Origin of the sequence: Carboxylicivirga sp. M1479 (assembly GCF_007097485.1) — a bacterium.
Lineage (GTDB): Bacteria > Bacteroidota > Bacteroidia > Bacteroidales > Marinilabiliaceae > Carboxylicivirga.
The window spans coordinates 175,126-198,973 of sequence record NZ_VKDE01000001.1 but is presented as its reverse complement, the minus strand read 5'-3'; the positions used below and the strand labels follow the sequence as shown (position 1 = coordinate 198,973).

18 protein-coding genes are annotated in these 23,848 nt (G+C 39.9%); 12 read left to right on the top strand and 6 right to left on the bottom strand.

The features are described from left to right. The first annotated feature begins 34 nt into the window (after positions 1 to 34). The 4 genes from FNN09_RS00855 (at position 35) to FNN09_RS00840 (ending at position 3,780) form a co-directional block, all read left to right on the top strand. Complete coding sequence (locus FNN09_RS00855) at positions 35 to 376, top strand: MerR family transcriptional regulator (RefSeq protein WP_143299576.1); 342 nt, start codon at positions 35 to 37, stop codon at positions 374 to 376. Positions 377 to 383: 7 nt separating this feature from the next. After that, positions 384 to 1,478: a Nif3-like dinuclear metal center hexameric protein gene (locus tag FNN09_RS00850; protein ID WP_143299575.1), complete on the top strand. Its 1,095-nt coding sequence runs from the start codon at positions 384 to 386 to the stop codon at positions 1,476 to 1,478. A 4-nt stretch (positions 1,479 to 1,482) separates the two neighbouring features. Next, positions 1,483 to 2,250 (top strand): zinc ribbon domain-containing protein, encoded by a 768-nt coding sequence (locus FNN09_RS00845; protein WP_143299574.1) that lies wholly within the window; start codon positions 1,483 to 1,485, stop codon positions 2,248 to 2,250. Positions 2,251 to 2,331: 81 nt separating this feature from the next. Next, the gene (locus FNN09_RS00840) at positions 2,332 to 3,780 is read left to right on the top strand and encodes a hypothetical protein (protein ID WP_143299573.1); all 1,449 of its coding nucleotides are present in this window, start codon (positions 2,332 to 2,334) and stop codon (positions 3,778 to 3,780) included. Between the two features lie 121 nt (positions 3,781 to 3,901). Here FNN09_RS00840 and FNN09_RS00835 read toward each other — a convergent pair whose 3' ends face one another. The 4 genes from FNN09_RS00835 to FNN09_RS00820 all read right to left on the bottom strand — a co-directional run bounded on the left by FNN09_RS00835 (position 3,902) and on the right by FNN09_RS00820 (position 9,073). Continuing rightward, positions 3,902 to 4,246: an antibiotic biosynthesis monooxygenase gene (locus tag FNN09_RS00835; protein WP_143299572.1), complete on the bottom strand. Its 345-nt coding sequence runs from the start codon at positions 4,244 to 4,246 to the stop codon at positions 3,902 to 3,904. 409 nt (positions 4,247 to 4,655) lie between these two features. Continuing rightward, a complete protein-coding gene (locus FNN09_RS00830; protein ID WP_143299571.1) occupies positions 4,656 to 5,492 on the bottom strand; it encodes an SUMF1/EgtB/PvdO family nonheme iron enzyme in 837 nt (278 codons plus the stop codon). A gap of 694 nt (positions 5,493 to 6,186) precedes the next feature. Beyond that, a complete protein-coding gene (locus FNN09_RS00825; RefSeq protein WP_143299570.1) occupies positions 6,187 to 6,687 on the bottom strand; it encodes a hypothetical protein in 501 nt (166 codons plus the stop codon). Positions 6,688 to 7,066: 379 nt separating this feature from the next. After that, entirely contained in the window at positions 7,067 to 9,073 is a 2,007-nt protein-coding gene (locus tag FNN09_RS00820) for a urocanate hydratase (protein ID WP_143299569.1), read from the bottom strand. Positions 9,074 to 9,259: 186 nt separating this feature from the next. On the opposite strand from FNN09_RS00820, the gene FNN09_RS00815 reads away from it, so the two are divergent. The 3 genes from FNN09_RS00815 (at position 9,260) to pepF (ending at position 14,040) form a co-directional block, all read left to right on the top strand. After that, complete coding sequence (locus FNN09_RS00815) at positions 9,260 to 10,657, top strand: aminopeptidase P family protein (RefSeq protein WP_143299568.1); 1,398 nt, start codon at positions 9,260 to 9,262, stop codon at positions 10,655 to 10,657. 80 nt (positions 10,658 to 10,737) lie between these two features. Continuing rightward, complete coding sequence (locus FNN09_RS00810; protein WP_143299567.1) at positions 10,738 to 11,844, top strand: C1 family peptidase; 1,107 nt, start codon at positions 10,738 to 10,740, stop codon at positions 11,842 to 11,844. Between the two features lie 315 nt (positions 11,845 to 12,159). Continuing rightward, a complete protein-coding gene (gene pepF, locus FNN09_RS00805; protein WP_143299566.1) occupies positions 12,160 to 14,040 on the top strand; it encodes an oligoendopeptidase F in 1,881 nt (626 codons plus the stop codon). Between the two features lie 81 nt (positions 14,041 to 14,121). Here pepF and FNN09_RS00800 read toward each other — a convergent pair whose 3' ends face one another. Then, positions 14,122 to 15,102 carry a M23 family metallopeptidase gene (locus FNN09_RS00800; RefSeq protein WP_143299565.1) on the bottom strand — a complete coding sequence of 327 codons (981 nt, stop codon included), beginning with the start codon at positions 15,100 to 15,102 and terminating at the stop codon, positions 14,122 to 14,124. Positions 15,103 to 15,225: 123 nt separating this feature from the next. On the opposite strand from FNN09_RS00800, the gene alaS reads away from it, so the two are divergent. The 5 genes from alaS to FNN09_RS00775 all read left to right on the top strand — a co-directional run bounded on the left by alaS (position 15,226) and on the right by FNN09_RS00775 (position 21,624). Beyond that, a complete protein-coding gene (alaS, locus tag FNN09_RS00795) occupies positions 15,226 to 17,862 on the top strand; it encodes an alanine--tRNA ligase (protein WP_185968805.1) in 2,637 nt (878 codons plus the stop codon). A 194-nt stretch (positions 17,863 to 18,056) separates the two neighbouring features. Continuing rightward, complete coding sequence (locus tag FNN09_RS00790; RefSeq protein WP_143299564.1) at positions 18,057 to 18,509, top strand: DUF2846 domain-containing protein; 453 nt, start codon at positions 18,057 to 18,059, stop codon at positions 18,507 to 18,509. A gap of 400 nt (positions 18,510 to 18,909) precedes the next feature. Further along, entirely contained in the window at positions 18,910 to 20,115 is a 1,206-nt protein-coding gene (locus FNN09_RS00785) for a DUF1254 domain-containing protein (RefSeq protein WP_143299563.1), read from the top strand. Positions 20,116 to 20,207: 92 nt separating this feature from the next. Further along, on the top strand, positions 20,208 to 20,675 hold the full coding sequence (locus FNN09_RS00780; RefSeq protein WP_143299562.1) for a hypothetical protein: 468 nt from the start codon (positions 20,208 to 20,210) through the stop codon (positions 20,673 to 20,675). Between the two features lie 244 nt (positions 20,676 to 20,919). After that, complete coding sequence (locus FNN09_RS00775; protein WP_143299561.1) at positions 20,920 to 21,624, top strand: DNA-binding domain-containing protein; 705 nt, start codon at positions 20,920 to 20,922, stop codon at positions 21,622 to 21,624. Positions 21,625 to 21,912: 288 nt separating this feature from the next. On the opposite strand, the gene FNN09_RS00770 is transcribed toward FNN09_RS00775, so the two are convergent. Further along, positions 21,913 to 23,661: a hypothetical protein gene (locus FNN09_RS00770; RefSeq protein ID WP_143299560.1), complete on the bottom strand. Its 1,749-nt coding sequence runs from the start codon at positions 23,659 to 23,661 to the stop codon at positions 21,913 to 21,915. Positions 23,662 to 23,848 lie beyond the last annotated feature (187 nt).

Genomic DNA, 23,848 nt, shown 5'->3' with positions numbered 1-23,848 from the left:
ACATCTGTCATTCACGGAAGCAAAAAACACTATCATGCCATACAAAGAACAAAAAGTAGAAAGATTGTTCTATTCCATTGGGGAAGTTGCGGACATGTTTAAAGTCAACACCTCACTTATTCGTTTTTGGGAAAAGGAATTTGACATTATTAAACCCCACAAAAACAAAAAAGGGAATCGGATGTTTACGCCTAAGGATGTGGAAAATTTCCACCTCATTTTCCATCTGGTCAAAGAAAAAGGAATGACCCTTAAAGGCGCTCAAAAAAAGTTAAAAGAAAATCATGACGACACCGTTAATAATTTCGAAGTGGTTTCTAAACTCAAAGACATCAGAGGTTTATTAGTGGAGATTCGTGATAACATAGAAGAATAAGATAAAAGTGCAGATTCAGGATATAATTAATGAATTGGAGTTATTTGCTCCATCAGCCCTCAAAGAAGATTTCGATAATGTAGGTTTATTAGTTGGCGATGCCAGTCATCAAGCCACTGGCGTACTTATTACGCTTGATTTAACAGAAGCGGTTATTGATGAGGCCATTGAAATGGAATGCAACTTAATTGTTTCGCATCATCCAATAATGCTTTCGGGCCTTAAAAAAATAATTGGTAAAAATGCCACAGAACGCATGGTGATTAAAGCCATACAAAATAACATTGCCTTATACGCATCACACACTAATGCCGACTCGGTGATTAATGGCGTAAGCGGTAAAATGTGCGAAAAGCTAGGCCTAGAGAATTGTGAGATTTTATCGCCGAAAAAAGAAAGCCTGCTTAAATTGGTGACTTTTGCTCCAACCGAGCAAGCCGAACAGGTTCGAGAAGCTATTTTTAATGCTGGAGCTGGCCATATAGGCAACTATGATGCCTGCAGTTACAACACCCATGGCGAGGGTACTTTTAGAGCAGGTGAAAATGCCAATCCTTATGTTGGTGAAAAAGGCAAAATTCACTCGGAACAAGAGGTACGCATAGAAACAGTACTACCGAGTTATTTAAAAGGTCGGGTGCTTAGTGCCTTATTAAAAGCTCATCCGTACGAAGAAGTAGCCTATGATTTATATCCTTTGGCTAACGATTGGCACAATACTGGTATTGGCATGGTGGGCGATTTGCCCGATGAAGTGGATGAAGCTACTTTTCTTAATCGCTTAAAAAATACGTTTAAGACAGGATGCGTTCGCTACACCAACTTATTAAATAAACCTATTAAGCGAATTGCTTTATGCGGAGGTTCGGGAAGTTTCTTATTAAACAAGGCAATTTCGGCAAAAGCAGATGTGTTTGTTACCGGAGATTTTAAATATCATCAGTTTGCTGATGCCGAAGATCGCATAATTATAGCTGATATTGGACATTTTGAGAGCGAACAGTACACTAAAGAAGTTTTTTTTGAGATACTTACAAAAAAATTCTCTAATTTTGCAATCCATTTATCAAAGGTGAATACGAATCCCGTAAATTATTTATAATAGCATGGCAAAAGCAAATTCTAAAGCAAAAGCACAAGAGATGTCGGTAGAAGAGAGATTAAAAGCTCTTTACGACCTACAAAGCGTGGAATCGTCAATTGACAAAATTCGCACACTACGTGGTGAGCTTCCTTTAGAAGTTCAGGATTTAGAGGATGAGATTGAGGGGCTTGATACCCGTCTGGGTAACCTTAATGCGGAGGTTAAAAAATTAAATGACGCCATCCTGGGTAAAAAGAACGAGATTAAAGAAGCTGATTTACTCATTAAAAAATACGAAGCGCAACAAGGTAATGTGCGTAACAATCGTGAATTTGACTCTCTTTCGAAAGAAATTGAATTTCAGAAGTTGGAGATTGAATTATGCGAGAAGCGTATTAAAGAGTTCACAGTTGAGCTTAAAAATAAAAAAGATTTAGGTGAATCATCAAAAACTCTTGTTGAGGATCGCAAAGCTGATTTAGAGGCTAAGCGTAAAGAGCTTGAAGAGATTGTTGGTGAAACACAAGTTGAAGAAGAGCGTTTGAGCAAGAAATCTGATGAAATTTCAGCGATTATTCCTGAGCGCTTATCAGTTGCATTCAAGCGTATTCGTTCAAATGCTCGCAACGGATTAGCAGTTGTGCCTGTTGAGCGTGATGCTTGTGGTGGTTGTTTCAACAAAATTCCACCTCAGCGCCAGATGGATATTGCTTCTCGCAAAAAAATTATCGTTTGTGAGTACTGTGGTCGTATTTTAGTTGACAACGCTATTGGTGGCGAAGACGAATAAGTAACTACCAATTACAATATTAAATGACAGCCGGACTTGTTCCGGCTGTTTTTGTTAATAGCTTTTGTTACTTTTAATCCTATGAAGCATCTTTTGTCCTTATTGTTTACCCTTAGTGTTGCGGCTACAGCCATTGGACAGGGAAACAATTTTTTATCCTCTCAAGGACAAGATGAGCTATTGAAATACTATCAGGCATCCGAATCAAATACGATTAAATTACTTGCACCGCAAACAAACAAGACTATAGAAGCGGCCTACCTTAATCTATACGGCTTATTCCTCAGCTACCAAGCCAATGAACAGTACCTATTGGCAGAGATATTTCACAAGCGAATAGTTGAATTTAAAGAACAGCATTACAATAAAGATCGCTTTCGGCTGATGCATTCCACACTACTGATTCAGCAAACTTTATTGTATTGGACTGATGAAGAATACGGCAAAGGCATCCAATCATTTTTCAAAGCTCACCGCCTGATCAAGCAAGAGTCGAACCTTACCTTTAAAGCCGAACAGCAAAAGACAAAAGCCCTCATGACCATTTTTATGAGTCAGATACCGGAACAGTATCAATTTTGGGCTTCTCTATTCGGACTTGAGGGCAATCTCTCCGAGGGCTTTAAGATGCTAGCAGAGTATCAACAAAAGGTTAAAAACCAAAAAGCATTGAGCATTGAGGCCTCTTTAATCAATGCCTATTGTCAATTAAAGTTTAGCCAAGCCAATGACGAAGATGTTCTAAAACTAATGCAAGCATCCAAAGACAACGCTTCTCCCCTGCTGTCCTTTGTAATTGCTTCACTAGCTATAAAAAACCAAATGGGCGATGTTGGCCTAAACTATCTTAAAGATATTGATGAACAAGCAAAGCACTCCTTTCCGCTATTAGCTTATTTAAAAGGTCGGCTACTTCTGAATAAACTTGATAGCTCCTGCATTCAACACCTTCAATTCTTTGAGCTCAACTACAAAGGAAACTCGTTTAAAGCCGATGCATTGATGCGACAGGCCTGGTGGTTTCATATTAATGATCAACATGAGATGCGGGACAGCCTAATGTCACGGGTAAAAAGTCAATCAAAGGCTCCAACAGCCAATGATAAACAAGCCCAGAAAGAAGTTACCACATTACAGAACGAGCCAATCACATTGCTTAAAGCGCGGTTACTTTTCGATGGCGGTTACTTTTCACTTGCTAAAGAATTATTAGCTGAAATGGACGCAACAAATCTGAACCAATATGATCAGTCAACTTATTTCTATAGAAATGGTCGAGTTTTGCAAAAGCTAGAGCAGCACCAAGAAGCCATTAAATCTTTCGATCAGGTTATATTGCTAACGCAGGATGACAAGCGTTACATTGGCCCCTATGCAGCTTTGGAAGCGGCTAAAACTTCATGGTTCCTTAAACTGAAAAAGCAAACGATTAGATACCTGGATATAGCAAACGAACTAAACACAGGCGAGTACAAGTCTGATGTGCAGAAAGAAATAAACCAGTTAAAACTGTTGCTTCAGGACAAATAATACCAATTGTATTTTAAAATTAGTATCAAGACGCAAGACTGATTTACAGAACACATAATAAGGTTTGGTCTGTTTGTTTGGCTCTAACTCCCCTTTGCTTATTGTAGCTTGTTGCGTGATTTTATTTATGATACGCATTACTATCATTAGGGGCTTCTTCTCGTATATCCATCCCATAGTCCCGAATGATTGACCCTACCCTAATTCTGTAGTCGGAGAAGATATGCCCTAATCCATTTGCTTGCCCCTCTCGGTGCATGGTTTCGTTTCTCCATTTTTCAATAGCTTCCTCACTTTCCCAAAACGATAGTGATAAAATTTTTCCTTTGGTTTGAAGACTCTCAAAACGTTCTACAGATATAAAACCGTCAATGTTTACCAGCATCGGCTTTAATTTTGCTGCTATATCAAGGTATTCTTGCTTGTTTTCTTCCCTCGGGAAAACTTCAAATATTACTGCTACCATATCATTTTTCAAATTTGTAATCTCGTTCTACTTTGTGAATTATTGTTTTACACTTCCGATACCATTTTTTCGCCCTTTGTCTCTGGCTGTTTGTAAATCAACAAGGTGTGGTGGTCGATTACCCAACCTTATCTCCGAAAACTAACTAATACAATTATAATTGCTAAATATTTATTGGTAATATTCATCTGTTTAAAATTAGTATCAAGAATCAAGACTGATTTACAGAACACATACAAAAGTTATTTCAATCATTGCCCTGTGTATTAAAGCTTAATCACAATCGTTTCATATTATTTCCCCTACCTAACGCATTGAAATCCTTTTGTCAAATAATTGGAGTGAGCTGCGAACAAATCTAGATTCACGGAATGCCTTATGCGCTCTTGCGGTTTGTTGGTAGGTGTTATTATTTTAAACTATATGGCCTAACGACTCTAAATCCAATATATCTTTTTGTTGCATGTTCTTCGAATGTTTTACGGTCATAAATTCCTTGATTACCAAACCAAGAGCCGCCTTTGACTATTTTTTGCTGAGTATCACTGTTGAAAGTATCTGTTAAAGTCCATTCAGAAACATTATCGAGTAAATGATATATTTTCAATATGTCAGCTTTTCCCTTTTTTGATGCAACAACATTTCTTGGATTGTAATCTTTATGAATTACTTGTATTTGACTTGCTAAGTATATCCATTCATTTTCAGTCGGAAGTCTGTAACTATTGTATACAGGTTTTCCTTTTGATGAATGCTTTTTAAATTCCATTTCAGTTTTCCAGGCACAATACCATTGAGCAGCTTTGTTGGATATACCAACAACTGGATAATTCGCATACTTTTTATTGAAAAAATAGTCTTCATGCGGAAGTTTATTAAAATCAATCAGTGCATCGCTAATCTCTGAATACGTTACAGTCGTTAAATATTCATTCATGTCGACAACACTTGCTGGTATGCTTCTATATTTATGTGCATCTGAGATATTCAAATTCACCATTTTCAACTCTTCATTAGGATTTGCATTTGCATACTCTACAAATTCTGCATACTCAGAATTTGTTACTTCATTTCCAACCCAAAATGCATTGACTGTGGTTGTATCAACAGGTGTTATAGTGTAATTTAAAAAAGTTCCCTCAGGCATATAACTCATTCCTTTAGGTCTTATTTCTTTTGGTTCATTCTGCGCTGTAAGATTAATAAATAATGATAATCCTATAAAAACTAAAAGTTTGTGTTTCATTTTATCGATTTTGCGTGTTTTTAATACCTCCCAACTTGTCAATATACACCACAAATCTACCCTCTCCTATTTTCTTCATGCGAATTCAAGCATCGCACCACATAAAACTACTTAAAATAATAACAAGTAAGCGTGGGTAAAAGTAGCAGAGGCTGCCCGAATCAAAGGCATTTCGATATCAAATCGGTATAATGCCAAAGGCTTCGCCCCAAGGGGCGAGGCTTTATCCCCTTGGGGCGCACGATTATCCCCTAGGGGCACAACGTTCGCCCCTTGTTTTTTAGAGTTATCCCCTAGGGGCACATTATCATCCCCTTGGGGATTTCTATTCGCCCCTAGGGGCGCAAGGTTCTTTTGTTGGGGCAAAGCTATATCCCCATGGTTCCATGGCTGCGCCCCTTGGGGATCATGTCTCGCCCCTTGGGGATGGTGAGTATCCCCAAGTTATTTTTTACTGAAGCATTAAACCGGATCACATCTGGATAAGCAGCCTTCGCTGCCGCACGAGTCCTCTCGTGTGGATTCTTATTTCAAATGTCACGCGAAAGGATTGACTCCGTCGAACATTGTTTCGCGCGATAGCGGGGTAATTAAAAATGCGATCTTGATAACCATCTCGCTCATCAAGATCGCATCCTTAAATGCAATAATCCACACTCTTGCTACAACCTATTTAATATCGAAAAGAATGATTTTATCTTAATCGAATGGGTGTAGTGAGCATAGCAAAATCAAACTTTAAATTTTCATCCAGGTAACGCGTATCTATTCTACCCCATCTTGATGTATCTAACTTGCTTTGCATAAGCAGGTGATAGAGTTTCTTTAATGCATCATCGCTAACAATTTCGCGGGTCTTTTCTAACATGCTGAAATCAAGACGTAAAATATTTCCTTCTATGTCAAAATAGAAGCTCAGATACATTTTATTTTCTCGTTTATTAAGCAATTGCAATTGCTCATTGCTAAAACATTTTTTATAAATCGCATTAAGCAACTCAGCATAGTAATCATCATTAGGCTGCAAAAGGCCTTCTTGCTTGCCATCAATATCAAATGTCGAGGTTTCTCTGGCGCTAACAGTCATGTAACTGCCGTGCTCACGTTTTTTATACTCAAAAAAAGTGCTGTCGCTTTGTGCATGTGCGGCTAGCAGGGTATGCACTAACAGGGTAAGTATGAATAGCTTTTTCATAGCGATAGTTTTTAAATCCTCAGTTTGCTGTTTATGTAATAGTACAAGAATTAAATCAGAAATACACCCCATTCATATCATATATACAAAGTTCAAGCTTTTGCCAGATACTTCCCTACCGAACTGATGATTGAGCTTCATCGGGAAGTGACGAATTAAGCCCCTTGGTAGATGCGATTAAACCCTTGTTCGTGTTACTTCGTTACAGGACGTTTGATGTTTGCTTACAAGGTGGGCAGAGCGGCACCACAAAGTCGGGATGTGGCAAATTAAGGATACGATCTTGATAACCATCTCACTTATAAAGATCGCATACAGAAATACAAAAAGGGCCTGCCAATGAAGACAAGCCCTTATCGTTTTATATCTGTTGTTGCTCTTAAAACAATTGGTCAATCAATTGGTCGTTGGCCATGTTTGGAATGGTCACCTTTAAATTAGGGTTAGCTTCCATAGCACGTTTAATGGCGAATACAGCTCCCTCGTTACGGGCCCAGCTACGACGTGAGATACCGTTATTCACATCCCAGAAAAGCATGTTGGTTAAACGACGATGTGCATCATCAGAACCATCTAACACCATACCGAAACCACCATTCATCACTTCACCCCAGCCAACACCACCACCATTGTGGATTGACACCCATGTAGCACCTCGGAATGAATCACCAATCACATTCTGCACGGCCATATCAGCTGTAAAACGAGAACCATCATAAATATTAGAAGTCTCACGATACGGGCTATCTGTCCCTGACACATCGTGATGATCGCGACCAAGCACAACAGGCGCTGAAATGCGTCCATCGGCAATGGCTTTATTAAAAGCGGCAGCTATGCGTGTACGGCCCTCTGCATCGGCATATAAAATACGTGCTTGCGAGCCAACCACCATCTTATTTTTACCAGCCTCTTTAATCCAATGGATGTTATCTGCCATTTGTTGCTGAATCTCTTCCGGCGACTCCTGCATCAATTCCTCAAGAACATCAGTAGCAATCTTATCAGTTACTTCCAGGTCTTTTGGATCGTTGCTGGCACAAACCCAACGGAATGGTCCAAATCCAAAATCGAAACACATAGGTCCCATAATATCCTGAACGTATGATGGGTATTTAAAATCTCCCTTATCATTCATGATGTCGGCACCTGCACGGCTCGACTCCAATAAGAAAGCATTACCATAATCGAAGAAATACATGCCATTGTTGGTACACATATTAATAGCGGCCACATGGCGACGTAAACTTTCCTGTACTTTTTCTTTAAACAAATCAGGCTGTTCGGCCATCATTTGGTTCGATTCTTCAAAGTTCAAACCTACTGGGTAATATCCGCCTGCCCAAGGGTTGTGTAAGGATGTTTGGTCAGAACCCATATCCACCTTGATACCATCTTCGGCAAATTTTTCCCATACATCAACAATGTTACCCTGGTAAGCAATTGAAACCACCTCTTTGGCAGCCTTTGCTTTTTCTACTCGAGCAACTAACTCATCCAAATCAGCAATTACTTCATCAACCCACCCTTGCGAATGGCGTGTTTCGGTTGCTTTAGGGTTCACTTCGGCTGTGATACTAATAACACCAGCTATATTACCAGCTTTTGGCTGAGCTCCTGACATACCACCCAATCCTGCAGTTACAAAAAGCTTACCTGCCAAATCAGTTTTACCACCTGAAATTTTACGTCCTGCATTTAGCACCGTAATGGTTGTTCCGTGCACAATACCCTGTGGGCCAATGTACATAAAAGAACCAGCGGTCATCTGACCGTATTGTGTTACGCCCAAGGCATTGAATTTCTCCCAATCATCAGGTTTTGAATAGTTAGGAATCATCATACCATTGGTTACAACCACACGTGGTGCATCTTTATGCGATGGATACAATCCCATAGGATGACCTGAATACATCACTAAGGTTTGCTCATCAGTCATAGTAGCCAAATACTGCATGCACAAACGGTATTGTGCCCAGTTTTGAAAAACAGCTCCATTACCACCATAAGTAATTAACTCGTGAGGATGCTGTGCCACTGCATAATCCAGGTTATTTTGAATCATCAGCATAATAGCTGCTGCCTGACGCGACTGGTGTGGAAAGTCATCTAAATGACGAGCCTTCATCTCATATGTTGGACGCAAGCGATACATATATATACGACCATAAGCGTTTAGCTCCTCTAAAAATTCAGGTGCCAACTCTGCATGGTCATTCTCAGGGAAGTAACGCAATGCATTATGCAAAGCCAATTTCTTCTCCTCATCGTTTAAAATCTCTTTACGCTTTGGTGCGTGGTTGATGCTTTTATCGTAAGCTTGAGGTGTTGGCAACACTTCGGGAATTCCCTCAAGTATTGCTGCCTGAAACGCTTTTATATCCATGGTAAATCAGTTTGTGTTTTTGTTATCGATGCGAAAATACAACCATATCAATGCCATCTACATGACAAAATGCAAATTGCGCAAAATCAGGTTTTTTCATATTTAAGAGCTGACTACCTGACAAATATCGTTTCGCATTGCCATTTAAAGCTGTATATTGGAATCCAATTTTTAAAATTCAACCACATGTTTTCAAAAGAGACGTATATAAACAGACGTAAAAGACTTCAGAATAAAGTGGAGTCGGGTTTGGTATTAATGCTTGGAAATAGCGATGTTCCAATGAATTACAAAGATAACGTGTACCATTTCCGTCAGGACAGTACATTTTTGTATTTCTTTGGTATTGACTTGCAAGACCATGCAGCCATTATCGACATTGATAACAACAAAGAGTATTTATTTGGGGATGATGTCTCAGTGGGACATATCATTTGGATGGGACCTCAGCCTACCATGGTTGAAAAAGCGGATCGTGTTGGTGTTGAATACACAAAACCAATGGCTGAGTTATCGAAAATGATTAGTGATGCACTTAAGTCAGGTCGTCCAATTCATTTTAACCCTCCCTACCGAGGCGAAAACATAATGTGGCTTGCCGATTTATTGGGTTGCCACCATGGCGAAGTAAAGGACAAGACATCTTTAGAGTTAACGAAGGCTTGTATTGAAATCCGCTCAATTAAAGAGGCGTGTGAGATTGAAGAAATGGAGCGCCACATGGCTGTTGCCTATAAAATGCATACAACAGCTATGCGCATGGCTCAAAATGGTGTTTCGGAACAAGAAATTACAGGTGCCATGGAAGGTATTTCAATGAGTGGCGGAGGAATGGTTTCTTTCCCGATCATTTGTAGCAAGCGAGGCGAAACATTACACAACCACGATCATAGCAACATCCTTAAAACAGGCGACTTACTATTGGTTGATGGCGGTAGCGAATCTCCTTTACATTATGCCACCGACCACACTCGCACATCGCCTGTAGGAGGTCAATTCTCACAACGTCAGAAAGAGATTTACCAAATAGTGGTAGATGCCAATAACATAAGTCGTGAGGCCACCAAGCCAGGCATTACCTATAAGGAAGCTCACTTGGTAGCAGCTCGTGTTATTGCTTCGGGTCTTAAAGATCTTGGCTTGATGAAAGGCGATGTGGACGAAGCGGTTGCCGCTGGTGCTCACGCCATGTTCTTCCCTCACGGATTAGGCCACATGATTGGTTTGGATGTTCACGACATGGAAGACTACAACGACACCTTAGTTGGGTATATGGATGAAATGGAGCGTAGCACGCAATTTGGTTTGGCAGCTCTACGCTTAGGTCGTACGCTTCAACCTAACTGGGTTGTAACCAACGAACCTGGCATTTACTTCATCCCAGCTTTAATTGATCAATGGAAAGCCGATGGCACCAATGCTGACTTTATTAACTTCGATAAAGTTGAATCGTACAAAGACTTTGGTGGCGTACGCTTGGAAGATGACATATTAATAACAGACGATAGCTGTCGTATACTTGGCGAGCGTATTCCAATTACGGTTGACGAAGTGGAAGCAACAGTTAGCGAAGGAAAGAAATAAATTTAAACTCAGTTAGTGGTCAGTAGCGGTATATCTACTGACCACTCATTTGTATTCGTATTATATATTAAAAGTAAATCATGAGAAAGTTACAATTGTTAATGCTGGCTATGGCCATTGCAATTAGCGCCAATGCACAAGAAGAGAAAACCAGCAGCATTGAATTCACCCCAGTAATCGACATTAAAACATCGCCTGTTAAAAGCCAGGACAGAACGGGTACATGCTGGTCGTACAGCACCACCTCGTTTCTTGAAACAGAGGTAATCCGTCAGGGAGGTCCTGTATTAGACTTATCGGAAATGTATTTTGTACGTTATGCCTACCCTGAGAAAGCTCGATTATACATCATGGCGCATGGCAAAGGTAATTTCAGCGAAGGTGGTCAGGCGCACGATGTAATGAATGTGGTACGTGAGTTTGGTATGGCAACAGAAGAAGCTTATCCTGGTCGTCGCGATGTATCCCAGCCTCATAATCACTCTGAGTTAGCTTCAACACAAAAGGTAGTAATCGACAATTACATCAAAGGCCGTAATGCTTCGCCAGCACCAGTATGGTACGAGGTGCAAAGTGCCATTCTTGACCTTTATTTAGGCGAAGTGCCTGCTGAAGTAGATGGTAAAACGCCACAGCAATTCACCAAAGAAATGAAGATTGTTGCTGATGACTATGTTGAGTTAACATCTTATACGCATCATCCGTACTACCAAGCCATTAACCTTGAGGTTCCTGACAACTGGAATGACGGTTTGTATTACAACCTGCCTTTGGATGAATTAATGCAAGTAATGGACAATGCCCTCGAGAATGGCTATTCTTTTGTTTGGGATGGCGATGTAAGCGAAAAGTTTTTCTCTCATAAACTAGGTGCTGCAATTGTTCCTGTAGACGAAGAATTAGGATTTGCTCCACAGGAAGAGCAAAAGATTACACCAGAAGTACGCCAGGAAGCATTCCTATCATGGCAATCTACTGATGACCATTTAATGCACATCACTGGTACTTCAACTGATCAGAACGGTACAACCTACTACAAAACAAAGAATAGCTGGGGAACAGACCGAGGTGCTTACGAAGGATATTTATACATGTCGGAAAGCTACATGCGCTTACACTCTGTGGCTATTTTAATACATAAAGATGCTTTACCAAAAGCAACTAAAAAACAATTAGGCATTAAGTAATGCTCTTTAACAAAGCACATTAGAAACAGAGGCTCAGAGTCATTAGTGTATTAAACCACACAATGCCACTGAGTCTTTGTAATTTTTATACACACTAATACGAAGATACCCCCATGGAAATTGCTTTTAAAACTAATTACACCACCCCGCCTGTCGGCACCCCTCCTAAAATTCAGGAAGGGACGGTTTTTCATCCCTCTACTCCTTGCCAAGGAGGAGTACCACGAAGTGGGGAGGTGGTTAAAATGCTTAAAAGCGAATTCCCCGAGATAAGCCCCATTTATTCTTTCCACTAATCAATAAAAACAAATCCAAATGAAACACTTAGTACTATTGTGCATTTTAGCAGTTACCGGTTTAACAACTGTGGCACAAGTCAATTACAAAACAAGAGAAGAAGTTCCGGAGAAGTACAAATGGAATTTTGATGACATTTATACAAACTGGGATGCCTGGGAAGCCGATTTAGAAGCTATCAACCAGGACATGGAGTCAATTCAGGCCTACAAAGGAAAGTTAGGTGAAAGTGCGGATAACCTTATTGCATTATCGCAGATTCAGGAAAGCTTGATGAAAAAAGCCTATAAAGCCTATCAGTTCGTTTCGTTGCAGAGCACTGTTGACAACCGCAACATGGAACTGCAAGCCAAATTACAAAAGGTACAGTTAATGTTTGCTCAGTTCGGAGTTGAAACAGCCTGGATGTCTCCTGAAATGCTTCAAATTCCGGAAGCAACCATGAAAGAATGGATTGCCAGCAACGATGAACTAAAAGTTTATCAATTCGACCTGATGGACATGTATCGCCTACAAAAACATGTACTGAGTGAAAAAATGGAACAACTGATGTCTTATTACTCAAATGTAAAAAGCACACCAGGTAAAGTCTTTACTGCTCTTTCAACAACCGACATCGAATTTCCTGAAATAGAGCTATCCAATGGCGAAAAAGTAAAAATAACACCTGGCGGCTATTCTAATGTGGTAACCAATAATAAAAACCAGGATGACCGTAAGGCTGCTTATGAGGCCTTTTACGATTTGTATTATAAGAACAAAAACACCTATGCGGCCATTTATAATGGCATTGTTCAATCGGATTGGGCTTCGGCTCGTGCCCGTAAATATCCTACTTGCCTGGATGCTGCATTGGAAGGCAATGCCATACCAACAGATGTGTACCTTAACCTGATAAACACAGTTAAACAACACACGGAACCTCTTCAAAAATATGCCAAGCTACGTAAAAAAGTTCTCGGCCTTGAGAAATACTATGCTTTTGATGGTTCTATCAGCCTAGTTGACTTCAATAAAAAATACCCATACGATGAAGCGCTTGATATTGTAACAGCATCTGTACTTCCTTTGGGAAAAGACTATCAGGCTAAGCTTAAAACAGCCACATCAAGCGGATGGCTGGATGTATATGAAAATCCGGGCAAGCGCTCAGGTGCTTTTTCATCAGGCGTTTATGGTGTTCACCCATATATGCTGTTGAACTATGACGAAACATTGGATTATGTATTCACTCTGGCACATGAGTTAGGCCATACAATGCACACCACACTGTCAAATGAAACACAGCCATTCGCGACTCATAACTACACCATTTTTGTTGCCGAAGTAGCATCAACCTTTAACGAGCGTTTATTGCTAGACTACATGATGGAAAAAACAAATGATCCACTGGAACGTATCGCCTTATTAAACCAAACCATCAGAGGTATTATTGGTACATTCTATGCGCAAACTATGTTTGCCGATTATGAATACCAGGTACATACGCTAGCAGAGCAAGGCCGTCCGATTAACGCGGATATCCTGACAAATGTTTGGAAAGAGTTAGCCGATACCTATTACGGCGATGTTTCAGAGGAAACCATGTACTCAGGTTATGCCTGGACACGTATTCCTCACTTTTATAATTCACCTTTCTATGTATACCAGTATGCCACTTGCTTTGCATCATCGGCCAAGTTATACAAAGATGTTACTGAAGGTAATAAGAAAGACCGTAGAGCTGCAATAGAGCGTTACATCACCTTATTACAATCTGGTGGAAACGATCACCCGATGGAACAATTGAAAAAAGCTGGTGTTGATTTATCAAAACCTGAAACCATTCTGGCGGTTATTAACCAACTAGACACCCTGGTAGATCAACTGGAAGAGGAAATAAATAAGCTAGAAGATTAATTTAGTACAGACGAAACAGCTTTCATAATACAAAAAAGGTGGCTCATGGCCACCTTTTTTTATGCTTAACATTATCGTATCCTAATCAAATGTTTGATTGGAATTAGTCGATATTTGAATCATCTTATCATACTGTTCTGCTGTAAAATCCTCTTTAAAATAATAATGATGAGGATTTACTTTCTTTCCTTTTACATGCACCTCGTAATGTAAGTGAGGAGCCGTGCTACCACCTGTACTTCCTACATAACCAATCACATCCCCACGTTTAACTTTCTGGCCTTTCTTCACATTAAAATCATGCAAATGGGCATAGAGCGTTTTATAACCAAAACCGTGGTCTATTTCAATTCTCTTTCCATAACCGGAGCTTATCTTACCGGGCGAAACACGCGTTACAACACCATCTCCTGCTGCATAAATATCAGTACCTGTTGGCGCTGTAAAATCCATGCCGTAATGGAAACGTTTATCTTTATATATCGGATGAATACGGTAACCCCATCCCGATGCCGTTCGTCGTAAGTCACGGTTCGATATTGGCATAACAGCAGGTATGCACCTCAACATTTCTTCTTTACGCATGGCCAAAGAAATAACCTCATCAAAGGAGGTGGACTGCACATACAGTTGCTTCATCACAATATCCAAACGCTTGGCTGTGGACATTACCAGCTCTGAGTTATCCATGCTTTCAAGGTGCTGATAACGGTTTACTCCACCAAAACCTGCACGTCTGATGCTGTTTGGAATGCTATCGGCCTGAAAGATGGTACGATATATATTTTCATCACGTAGTTCAATATCATCAAGCACCAACTCCAACTGGTCTAGCTTCTTATTCATGATATCATATTGTGCTAACAGCTGTTGGTTCTCACGTTCTAAACGCTTCTCCACCGGGCTTTTAAACACATGTGGATAAATCAGGTAAGAAAGCATTCCTACCAGAAGAACAAACAAAAAATAGATGGATATGCGGGATATATAATATTTTAAACCTTTATCTATTTTATCGTAGCTAAGCGTTTCTGAATTATAACGATACTTAACCTTTGACATACTTTGGGTGTTTTACTTTTAATTAGAAAAATTAGGGACTAATCGCCCCAAAATTACTGAAATAATCTAACTTTGCAAGGCATTTTTTGTTTACATAACACCGAAAATATAAAACTACGTATTATGATGACGGCTTCTGAAGTAAGGAAGAGCTTTCTGGATTTTTTTAATTCTAAGCAGCACAAAGTGGTTGCATCGGCACCAATGGTGGTTAAAAACGACCCTACATTGATGTTTACCAATGCCGGTATGAACCAATTTAAAGATATCTTTTTAGGCAATAATCCGGCCGAAAGCACACGTGTCACCAATTCACAAAAGTGCTTACGTGTATCTGGTAAGCATAACGACCTGGAGGAAGTTGGACATGACACCTACCACCATACCATGTTTGAGATGTTAGGCAACTGGTCTTTTGGCGATTATTTCAAAAAAGAAGCCATTGCCTGGGCTTGGGAATACCTAACCGAGGTATTAAAAATGGATAAGGACCGTTTATACGTGAGCGTATTTGAAGGTGCCAAAGAAGATAACGTGGGCCGTGATGATGAAGCGGCCAATAATTGGTTAGAGTGGATTTCAGAAGACCGTATTATCAATGGCAATAAGAAAGATAATTTCTGGGAAATGGGAGAAACAGGACCTTGTGGACCTTGTTCAGAAATTCATATTGACATGCGCCCAGATGATGAGCGTGCCAAAGTAAGCGGTAAATCCTTGGTTAACATGGATCATCCGCAGGTAATTGAAATATGGAACCTGGTATTTATCCAGTACAACCGTCTATCGAGTGGCGAATTGGTCGCACTACCGAATAAACACGTTGATACAGGAATGGGATTTGAACGCCTAGTGCGTGCCATTCAAGGTAAGACATCCAATTACGATAGTGATGTATTTTCGCCCATCATCAATAAAATTGCTGAATTATCGGGTTTTGAGTATGGTAAAAATGAAGAGTTGGATATCGCCATGCGCGTAGTGGCCGACCACGTTCGTACCATTGCCTTTTCAATTACCGATAGTCAATTGCCATCGAATAACAAAGCTGGCTACGTTATCCGACGTATTTTACGCCGTGCTGTTCGTTACAGCTATACGTTCTTAAATAGCAAATCGGCCTTTGTGTACAAACTAGTGCCGGTATTAATTGAGACTATGGGCGATGCATTCCCTGAGTTAAAGGCGCAGCAAACGCTTATTGAAAAAGTTATTAAGGAAGAGGAAGAATCATTCTTACGCACATTGGCAACAGGCATAAATATGCTTGAAAAAATTATGGCCGATACCAAAGCTAAAAACTACAATGTGGTAAGCGGCTCTATTGCGTTTGAATTATACGATACATTTGGCTTTCCATTGGATTTAACTGAGTTAATCCTTAAAGAGAACGACTTGGTGGTTAACCGTCAGGAGTTTGAAGCTGAAATGGAGAAGCAAAAGCAACGCGCTCGAAATGCTTCAGCTATTGAAACAGATGACTGGGTTGTTTTACAAGAAGACGATAGGGAAGAATTTATCGGTTACGATTATTTAGAATCGGATGTATTCATTACCCGTTACCGCAAAATAAAACAAAAGAACAAAGAGTTATACCAACTGGTATTTAACATCACACCTTTCTATGCCGAGAGTGGTGGCCAGGTTGGCGATACAGGGTATATTCAGCAAGGCGATGATAAAGTATCCATCATCGATACCAAAAAAGAAAATAACCTGATTGTACACATGGCTAAAAAGCTACCAGCGGAGTTAAATGGTACGTTTAAAGCTGTTGTCAATAAAACGGTACGCCAGAACATAGCCAATAACCATACAGCTACTCACCTAATGCACGAGTCATTACGCGAAGTGCTTGGTAACCATGTTGAGCAAAAGGGCTCCTTGGTACACCCTGACTACTTACGCTTTGACTTTTCTCATTTCCAAAAGGTAAGTGATGAAGAGATTGCAAAAGTTGAATCAATGGTTAATGCACGCATCCGCCAAAATATGCAATTGGAAGAAATGCGCGAGATACCACATACCAAAGCAGTTGAAATGGGCGCTATGGCCTTGTTCGGCGAAAAATATGGCGACTTGGTGCGTGCCATTAAATTCGGATCTTCAGTTGAATTATGTGGTGGTACTCATGTTGATGCTACTGGTCAAATGGGTTTCTTTAAAATCATTAGCGAAGCTTCTACTGCAGCTGGCATACGCCGTATTGAGGCGGTAACAGGGGCCAAAGCTGAGGAATTCATCAACCAGCAATTTGGTTTAATTAAGGAGTTGGGCGAGATGTTTAAAAACCCTGCTAACCTAAAGAAGAACATTGAAAACCTAATGGCCGAGAACAGCAACCTTAGCACACAAGCGGAGGGCATGCGCAAAAATGTAATGGCCATGGAAAAACGCGACCTGGTAGATAGTGCAAAAGATGTTGCTGACATTAAGCTGATTGCCTCTCGCGTAAAACCAATTTTAGCTGGCTCATTAAAAGATTTAGCTTTTCAGATAAAGCAAGACTTGGACGATGTAGTAGCTGTATTAGGTACTGATGTAGGTGGAAAACCACAACTAGCAATATTAGTTGCCGATAATCTGGTAAAAGAAAAAGGCTTAAACGCAGGTGCTATTGTGCGCGAAGCGGCTAAAAAGATGCAAGGTGGCGGAGGTGGCCAACCTTTCTTCGCAACAGCAGGTGGTAAAAACATTAACGGATTAGATGCAGCCATTGAAGAAGCAATAGCCATAATTAAGAATCAGTTGGAAAACTAAGAGTTTATCCTTAATAGATACAGAAAGCTCGCCTAAAGGCGGGCTTTTTTTGTTTTTGTCCATAAAAACAACTTTAGGCCCCTAACTTTTTATTCTCTACATATTGAGCTAATGGGAGTATTAGCTGAGCCAAAGCGAGTAAAAACACTCTATTTAAAGCACCACCTTTGTATCAAACATTAAAGTATTGAGTCATGAAAAAGTTATTATTTGTATTACTGGTATTACCATTATTAGTAGGATGTGCTTCAACTAGTAAAGCCCCAATTGAAACTAGCGAAGCTGCTAAAAAGTTTGAAAAGCACACCCAAAAAGCAGTTGTATATGTTTACCGAACTGGAAGAGTAGTTGGTGCTGTAAGTCAGATTCAGGTTAAGATCAATGGCATTGAAGCTGGCGGCACAGGACCCGGCACTTTCTTCAGGTGGGAACTAAAACCCAGTACTTATTCATTTATGTGTTCAACGGCAGAAAGCTCAAAGGTGGTTGAGTTAAACGTAAAAGCAGGTGAACATTATTTTCTAAGACAAGATGCCCGCGTTGGTATCAGTTCTGGTCGTGTAACACTGGTAGAAAAAGACGAAAAAACAGGGATGAATGAAATTGCCGATTGCCAACTCATTGTAAGTGCTTATCGTCAGAATTAGACTATTATTCTATTTGATGAAACAGAAAGCTCGCTCAAATGCGGGCTTTTTTATTCAGATCATACACATATGTCTTAGATTTAAGCAAGCATGATACTGAAATGATTGGAATTGATTATATTCATCGTGAATTAACCATTCCAACCAACTATGAAACAGACATATTCCCCCCATATATTGGCGTATTTGCTAATAAATGACAAAACACCTCTCAATCCATTCCTCAGAAAATTAACGCAGTGACTGTAAACTTCTCAAATAGAAGATCTTGTCATAAACTTTGCTCTTAAGCACTTTCTAACTTGAGCTATTAAGGCTCATAAATGACCTTAAAGTGGTAAAACAAGGGATACAACTTCATTTACTTTGCTCTAAACATATTTATAAAATAACACTCATCATGAAAACACTTACTTATCTTATCATTAGCAGCTTGATCATAGTAACAGCTATATCGTGCGGCACCAAACCTAATAAAGAAACGAAAACTAACACCAAGACTGCTGCAGGTCCTGAGCGTCCATCAGATGCGGACTTAATGGCCTTTAAAGTCTATCACCACATGCACTATATGGTGACGACTGCCGAACAAGCAGGTGGAACAAACAAATTGCTTCATACAAAACAGTTACCGACCGAGGGCACTGATCCGGTGGTAACTCCGGCTTTGGATCATATCTATTCGAAGGTTGTTGTCGACTTAAGCGAAGGTCCTGTTACTGTTGAATATCCTGAAATTGAAGAAGGACGTTATTATTCCATACATATTACAGACCAGGAGCATTATACCATCTTCGATGAAATTCACCCGAAAGGAAAATACACCATCGTAAGAAAAGGACAAAACATGGATGTACCCATAGGTGCCACCGTCATTGAAAGCCCTGGTGATTACCCGCACCTATTCATCCGTGTTCAGGTACAAACAGCAGAAGACCTTACAAATGCCCATGCTATTCAGGAAAAAATAAAGCTTAGCAGTGCCGGCAGCAAAACACTTGTCATTGACAATTACATCAAGCACACCATTGAAACCCATGATGTATATCCACAAAACAAAGAAACCCTGGCCTCCAAGGTGAATTTCACAAATGAGGATTATTTACGAGTAAGCCAATACATTGGTGTTGTTGCACCAAAATTTGGTAAAACAGGGAACATAGGCATGTTTGGCGCCATCGACAGCGATGAACCCAATAGCAACAATGCCGAATACCGGGCAGCTGCCATCGTAGGACATTTAGGTTTTCCCTTACACCATGCTTTTTACCGTCCGTTTTTTGCCAATTGTAATGGAGAAGTACTTAATGGAGATAAAACAGAGGCATATACGATCCCATACAAACCTGAAGGGTGTGGGTTATTCTGGTCGATTACCCGATATAGTGCTTTGACAAGAAACACCTTGCCAGGAAAAAATGACCTGTTTAACGCTTATAATACCAAGCCTGATGAAAATGGAAATATCACCATCACATTTAGTGTGGAAGATCCTAACGATGGCACCTATTGGATGCCTGTTAACGCCGGCGAACCTTATTACTTTGTGGCCAGATATTATAAACCTGATGTCAATAACTTGCCTAAAGAACCCTGCAAGCAATAAACACTTCGATAAAAAATCTGTTTGTATAGTTAACTGAAGTTATTTCAATAGAAATGGAATTTTTAGAAACAAATAATTAATTAATCACCAATATGAGAAAATTAACATTATTACTTGCTGCCCTATTGATTGGCAGCGCAGTGCATGCACAAAGCTTTTCAGAAGAAGTAGATTTATTCCAGGCTGCCTTTGGCATGGAGAAAAAAGCCATTGTTGAATATTTCGTTAATCCGGCCGATGCCAACAAGGAAGCTTTTTGGGAGGTGTATGATGAGTACGAAGCCAAACGTAAAGAACTAGGCAAGCAACGCCTGGATGTATTAATGAAGTACGCTAATACCTGGGAGACCATGAGTGATGACCAGGCGGATGCCTTTATGAAAGACCTCTTTAAGTTAAAAGCATCAACGGATAAGTTGATTAAATCGTACTACAAAAAGATGAGAAAAGCTACAACGCCAAGCGTGGGTGCCCAGTTTTTTCAGGTTGAATCTTACATCTTAACAGTGGTGCGTTTCCACCTGCAAGAAAGTATTCCTTTTATTGCGCAGGATAAGTAAGAATTATAAAAACCGCTAATGATAAGCTCACCCATGGTGGGCTTTTTTGTTTAAGGGCTAACTAAGGGCTGAAGTCATTCATCACAAATATTATCGATTTAGTTAAATAAAACTAACTGTTCGTCAATAATAGCTTTTACAAATCAACTATTGTCGTAATTTCGATTCCGAATTAATCAAACCTCCTGACAGTAACCACACAACAGTGTCAGGTGGTAATTAAAAACCTTTTAATCTATAGATTATGGCAATCGAATTTGCTTTATTTAAAAATCATCTGACACAAACAGAAGATGATTGTTTCGCCATTGTGCAAAACCGCCAGGTTATTTACCGTGAAGGACTTATTAACCGCATGACAGGCCGTGGGCTAGCATTGCTTGATACAGAAGTTGACCGGGTACTGAAAGAAGAGGCTTATGCCATTAAAGACTTGTTACTGCAAGGCATGACAGTTGAAACTCCACTGGTAACTATTACACCGGTAGTGAAAGGGGCCTTTGAAAACGAAGATGATGTATTCGACCCGGAGCGTCACAGTATTGAGTTTAATGTAAAGTTAGGTGACAACTTAAAGATTGATACGTCGTTGATTGATGTCACAAAAGTGAAACCAAGTCAAAAGTCACCATTGATATTAAACGTGGAAGATCGCTTTAGTGACACAGCCAATATGCAATTAACACCCAATGGTACTTTGGTTGTACAGGGCATTGATTTAAAAGTAATCACAGAAAATGACGATGAAGGCCTTTACTTTAAAATCAATAGCAATGAGGTAAAAGCAGATAAATATTTTAACAATACCGATTCAAAGTTGGAAGTAAAAGTACCGCTCAGTCTGGAAGCTGGTAGCACTTGTCAACTGGAAGTACGCAAACGCTATAAAGGCAATAAGAAACTGTATATTTTTAAATACAATGTTGATTTTACGGTAGCAGGAAGTTAGGTTTGACTCATATTTAGTTGTAATAAGAGCCAGTGATTTTTTAAGTCATCGGCTCTTTTTTTTGTGTTCAATGCCAGCCCAAGCCTTGGGCTCGACAAGGTCAGAGCATTGGACCTTATAGGTTCAAGCCTTTGGGCTAGCCTAGTCAGAGCATTGGAACCTGTAGGTTCAGAGTCTTGGGCTCGCTTGGTCAGAAGGTTGAAACTAAGTTATTCTAGTTTTGCTGATAAAAAAACCCGCCAGCTTTTAACTGACGGGTCATATTCATTTATAAAATACTACGGATTACTATTTCTTCGCCACCTTAAAGCGAATGGTTTTATTTCCGCTATTGTTCAGCTTGTCTATCGCTTCAACATTAACTTCATAAACCTGCTCTTTTTTAAATAGTTCGCTATCGGCTGGCGACCCCGCACTGATGTAGTTCTTTTTAGCTGAGCCATTTACGCTGTAAAGAATTTTGTCGGTACCACAATGACGATCAGTAGCGCCAATATACATCTTCACAAATGGTGGATATACCTTTACCTCTTCCCCATCAATCATTTCGGAACCTATGGCTTTAATACTAAAGTTAACATACACTTCGGGCCCCACATTATCCACATACACATCGGAGCTCAAGGCTTGCTCCTGGTTATTCACATTATCCGTTGAGTAAAATTGGATGGTGTGCAGACCATGCTCATTCAGCTTTAGCTCATTTCCCTCTTTAAATGCTAAGTCATCCACCTTATAAAAAGTACCTTTAACACCTGCATCAGCGTCTTCGGCAAATAATTTAATGCTGGTGTTTTTGTTGATGAATAAGGTATCGCGGGTAAAAAACTGATCGCCCTCGTAGCTGATGCCCGTCATTGGATTTTCATTATCCATGTAAACGGCAATCTTTTTCTTTTCCGATTTATTATTCACAAAATCGTGCGATTGGTAGTATAATACCTGGTAACCCTTTGTATTCTCAAATGAAAAAGGATCGTTGTAGGTTTGATCAAGCTCTAACTTATTTTTACCGAAAGTGATTTTATCCAAAACCATGTCGCCATCTTTGGCATCTAACTGACATAAGCTACGCTCAGATACGTAGGTGTATTTACCAACATACTGATCGTGCAATATTTGTGAATAGACTTCGGGTGCCACATTGTCCAACACAAAAGAAAAAACACTGGCACCACCATCCATTGCACTGTTATCTTCCGAACGGTTTTGTACAAAATCGCTTGCCCAAAACTTAAACTCATAACTTCCACCCTCTATGTTTGAAAGGCTAATGGGTTTAGTGTACAAACGAGGAGCCTCATTATTAATTTGGTATTCAATGCTTTTAACACCACTTAAAGCATCGGCCGCCAGCAACTCAATTGACGAACGGGCTGATACACGCTTGCCCGATACATCGCCCAACAATCGCCAACTTACCGATGGAGCGGTTTGATCCACCGTATAATGCTTTTCACTGATAGCTTCAACATTACCCACGTTATCAACGGCATAAAAAGTAAGCGTATAATCGCCCTCTTGATGGTTACCAACAGCATTGTTATAAACCATATAATCTTCGCCGTTAATGCTATAAAATAACTTGTCAACGCCCGATGTTTTATCCTTCGACTTCAACTCAACAAGCACTTGCCCATTGTAATAGGTTCTACCCTCTTTTTGGTAGGGTGTTGATTCTTTAAAAATAGCTTGAGAACTTGGTGCTAAACCATCGGCAAATACATCGAAAACAACATCTTGCACAGGTAATACTAACTGCTTGGTATTGGGGTCAACTTTCGATGGAGTACGAATGGTATTTTTTCCTTCGGTATCAAAATAAAAGGCTTTCGCACCACCCTCATCTAAAGCTTCGCTTGACCCATTGCCTGCTTTATCGTTGGATAGAAACAAATACATGGGTTGGTTTTTATTGGCATACAACTGCCCCTCGCTATTGCGGTACATTTTTGCTTTGTGCTCTGGTTGGTTTTGACTTGTAGCAGCACACACCATGGTCAGTAGCGTGATTGCCAACACATTCAATCTTTTCATAAATTCGGATAATTTTGTGTGTAGATCCCCCAATTAAATATAACACTAACAATACGGCGCTAAAGAAGTAAGGTTGCTTTTAAAGTGCAGTAATTTCGTGTCAATATTTTAATATCTATTCATCCATTAATTAAATTATCCTTTTCGTATAAAGAGTATAATTATTCCTGCTTTCTCCAATTAAATG

What these genes read in the sequence shown, in the direction of transcription:
- FNN09_RS00855 (WP_143299576.1), top strand. Translation starts at nt 35, where the DNA reads ATGCCATACAAAGAACAAAAAGTAGAAAGATTGTTCTATTCCATTGGG.
- FNN09_RS00845 (WP_143299574.1), top strand. Translation starts at nt 1,483, where the DNA reads ATGGCAAAAGCAAATTCTAAAGCAAAAGCACAAGAGATGTCGGTAGAA.
- FNN09_RS00840 (WP_143299573.1), top strand. Translation starts at nt 2,332, where the DNA reads ATGAAGCATCTTTTGTCCTTATTGTTTACCCTTAGTGTTGCGGCTACA.
- FNN09_RS00835 (WP_143299572.1), bottom strand. Translation starts at nt 4,246, where the DNA reads ATGGTAGCAGTAATATTTGAAGTTTTCCCGAGGGAAGAAAACAAGCAA.
- FNN09_RS00830 (WP_143299571.1), bottom strand. Translation starts at nt 5,492, where the DNA reads ATGAAACACAAACTTTTAGTTTTTATAGGATTATCATTATTTATTAAT.
- FNN09_RS00825 (WP_143299570.1), bottom strand. Translation starts at nt 6,687, where the DNA reads ATGAAAAAGCTATTCATACTTACCCTGTTAGTGCATACCCTGCTAGCC.
- FNN09_RS00820 (WP_143299569.1), bottom strand. Translation starts at nt 9,073, where the DNA reads ATGGATATAAAAGCGTTTCAGGCAGCAATACTTGAGGGAATTCCCGAA.
- FNN09_RS00815 (WP_143299568.1), top strand. Translation starts at nt 9,260, where the DNA reads ATGTTTTCAAAAGAGACGTATATAAACAGACGTAAAAGACTTCAGAAT.
- FNN09_RS00810 (WP_143299567.1), top strand. Translation starts at nt 10,738, where the DNA reads ATGAGAAAGTTACAATTGTTAATGCTGGCTATGGCCATTGCAATTAGC.
- pepF (WP_143299566.1), top strand. Translation starts at nt 12,160, where the DNA reads ATGAAACACTTAGTACTATTGTGCATTTTAGCAGTTACCGGTTTAACA.
- FNN09_RS00800 (WP_143299565.1), bottom strand. Translation starts at nt 15,102, where the DNA reads ATGTCAAAGGTTAAGTATCGTTATAATTCAGAAACGCTTAGCTACGAT.
- alaS (WP_185968805.1), top strand. Translation starts at nt 15,226, where the DNA reads ATGATGACGGCTTCTGAAGTAAGGAAGAGCTTTCTGGATTTTTTTAAT.
- FNN09_RS00790 (WP_143299564.1), top strand. Translation starts at nt 18,057, where the DNA reads ATGAAAAAGTTATTATTTGTATTACTGGTATTACCATTATTAGTAGGA.
- FNN09_RS00785 (WP_143299563.1), top strand. Translation starts at nt 18,910, where the DNA reads ATGAAAACACTTACTTATCTTATCATTAGCAGCTTGATCATAGTAACA.
- FNN09_RS00780 (WP_143299562.1), top strand. Translation starts at nt 20,208, where the DNA reads ATGAGAAAATTAACATTATTACTTGCTGCCCTATTGATTGGCAGCGCA.
- FNN09_RS00775 (WP_143299561.1), top strand. Translation starts at nt 20,920, where the DNA reads ATGGCAATCGAATTTGCTTTATTTAAAAATCATCTGACACAAACAGAA.
- FNN09_RS00770 (WP_143299560.1), bottom strand. Translation starts at nt 23,661, where the DNA reads ATGAAAAGATTGAATGTGTTGGCAATCACGCTACTGACCATGGTGTGT.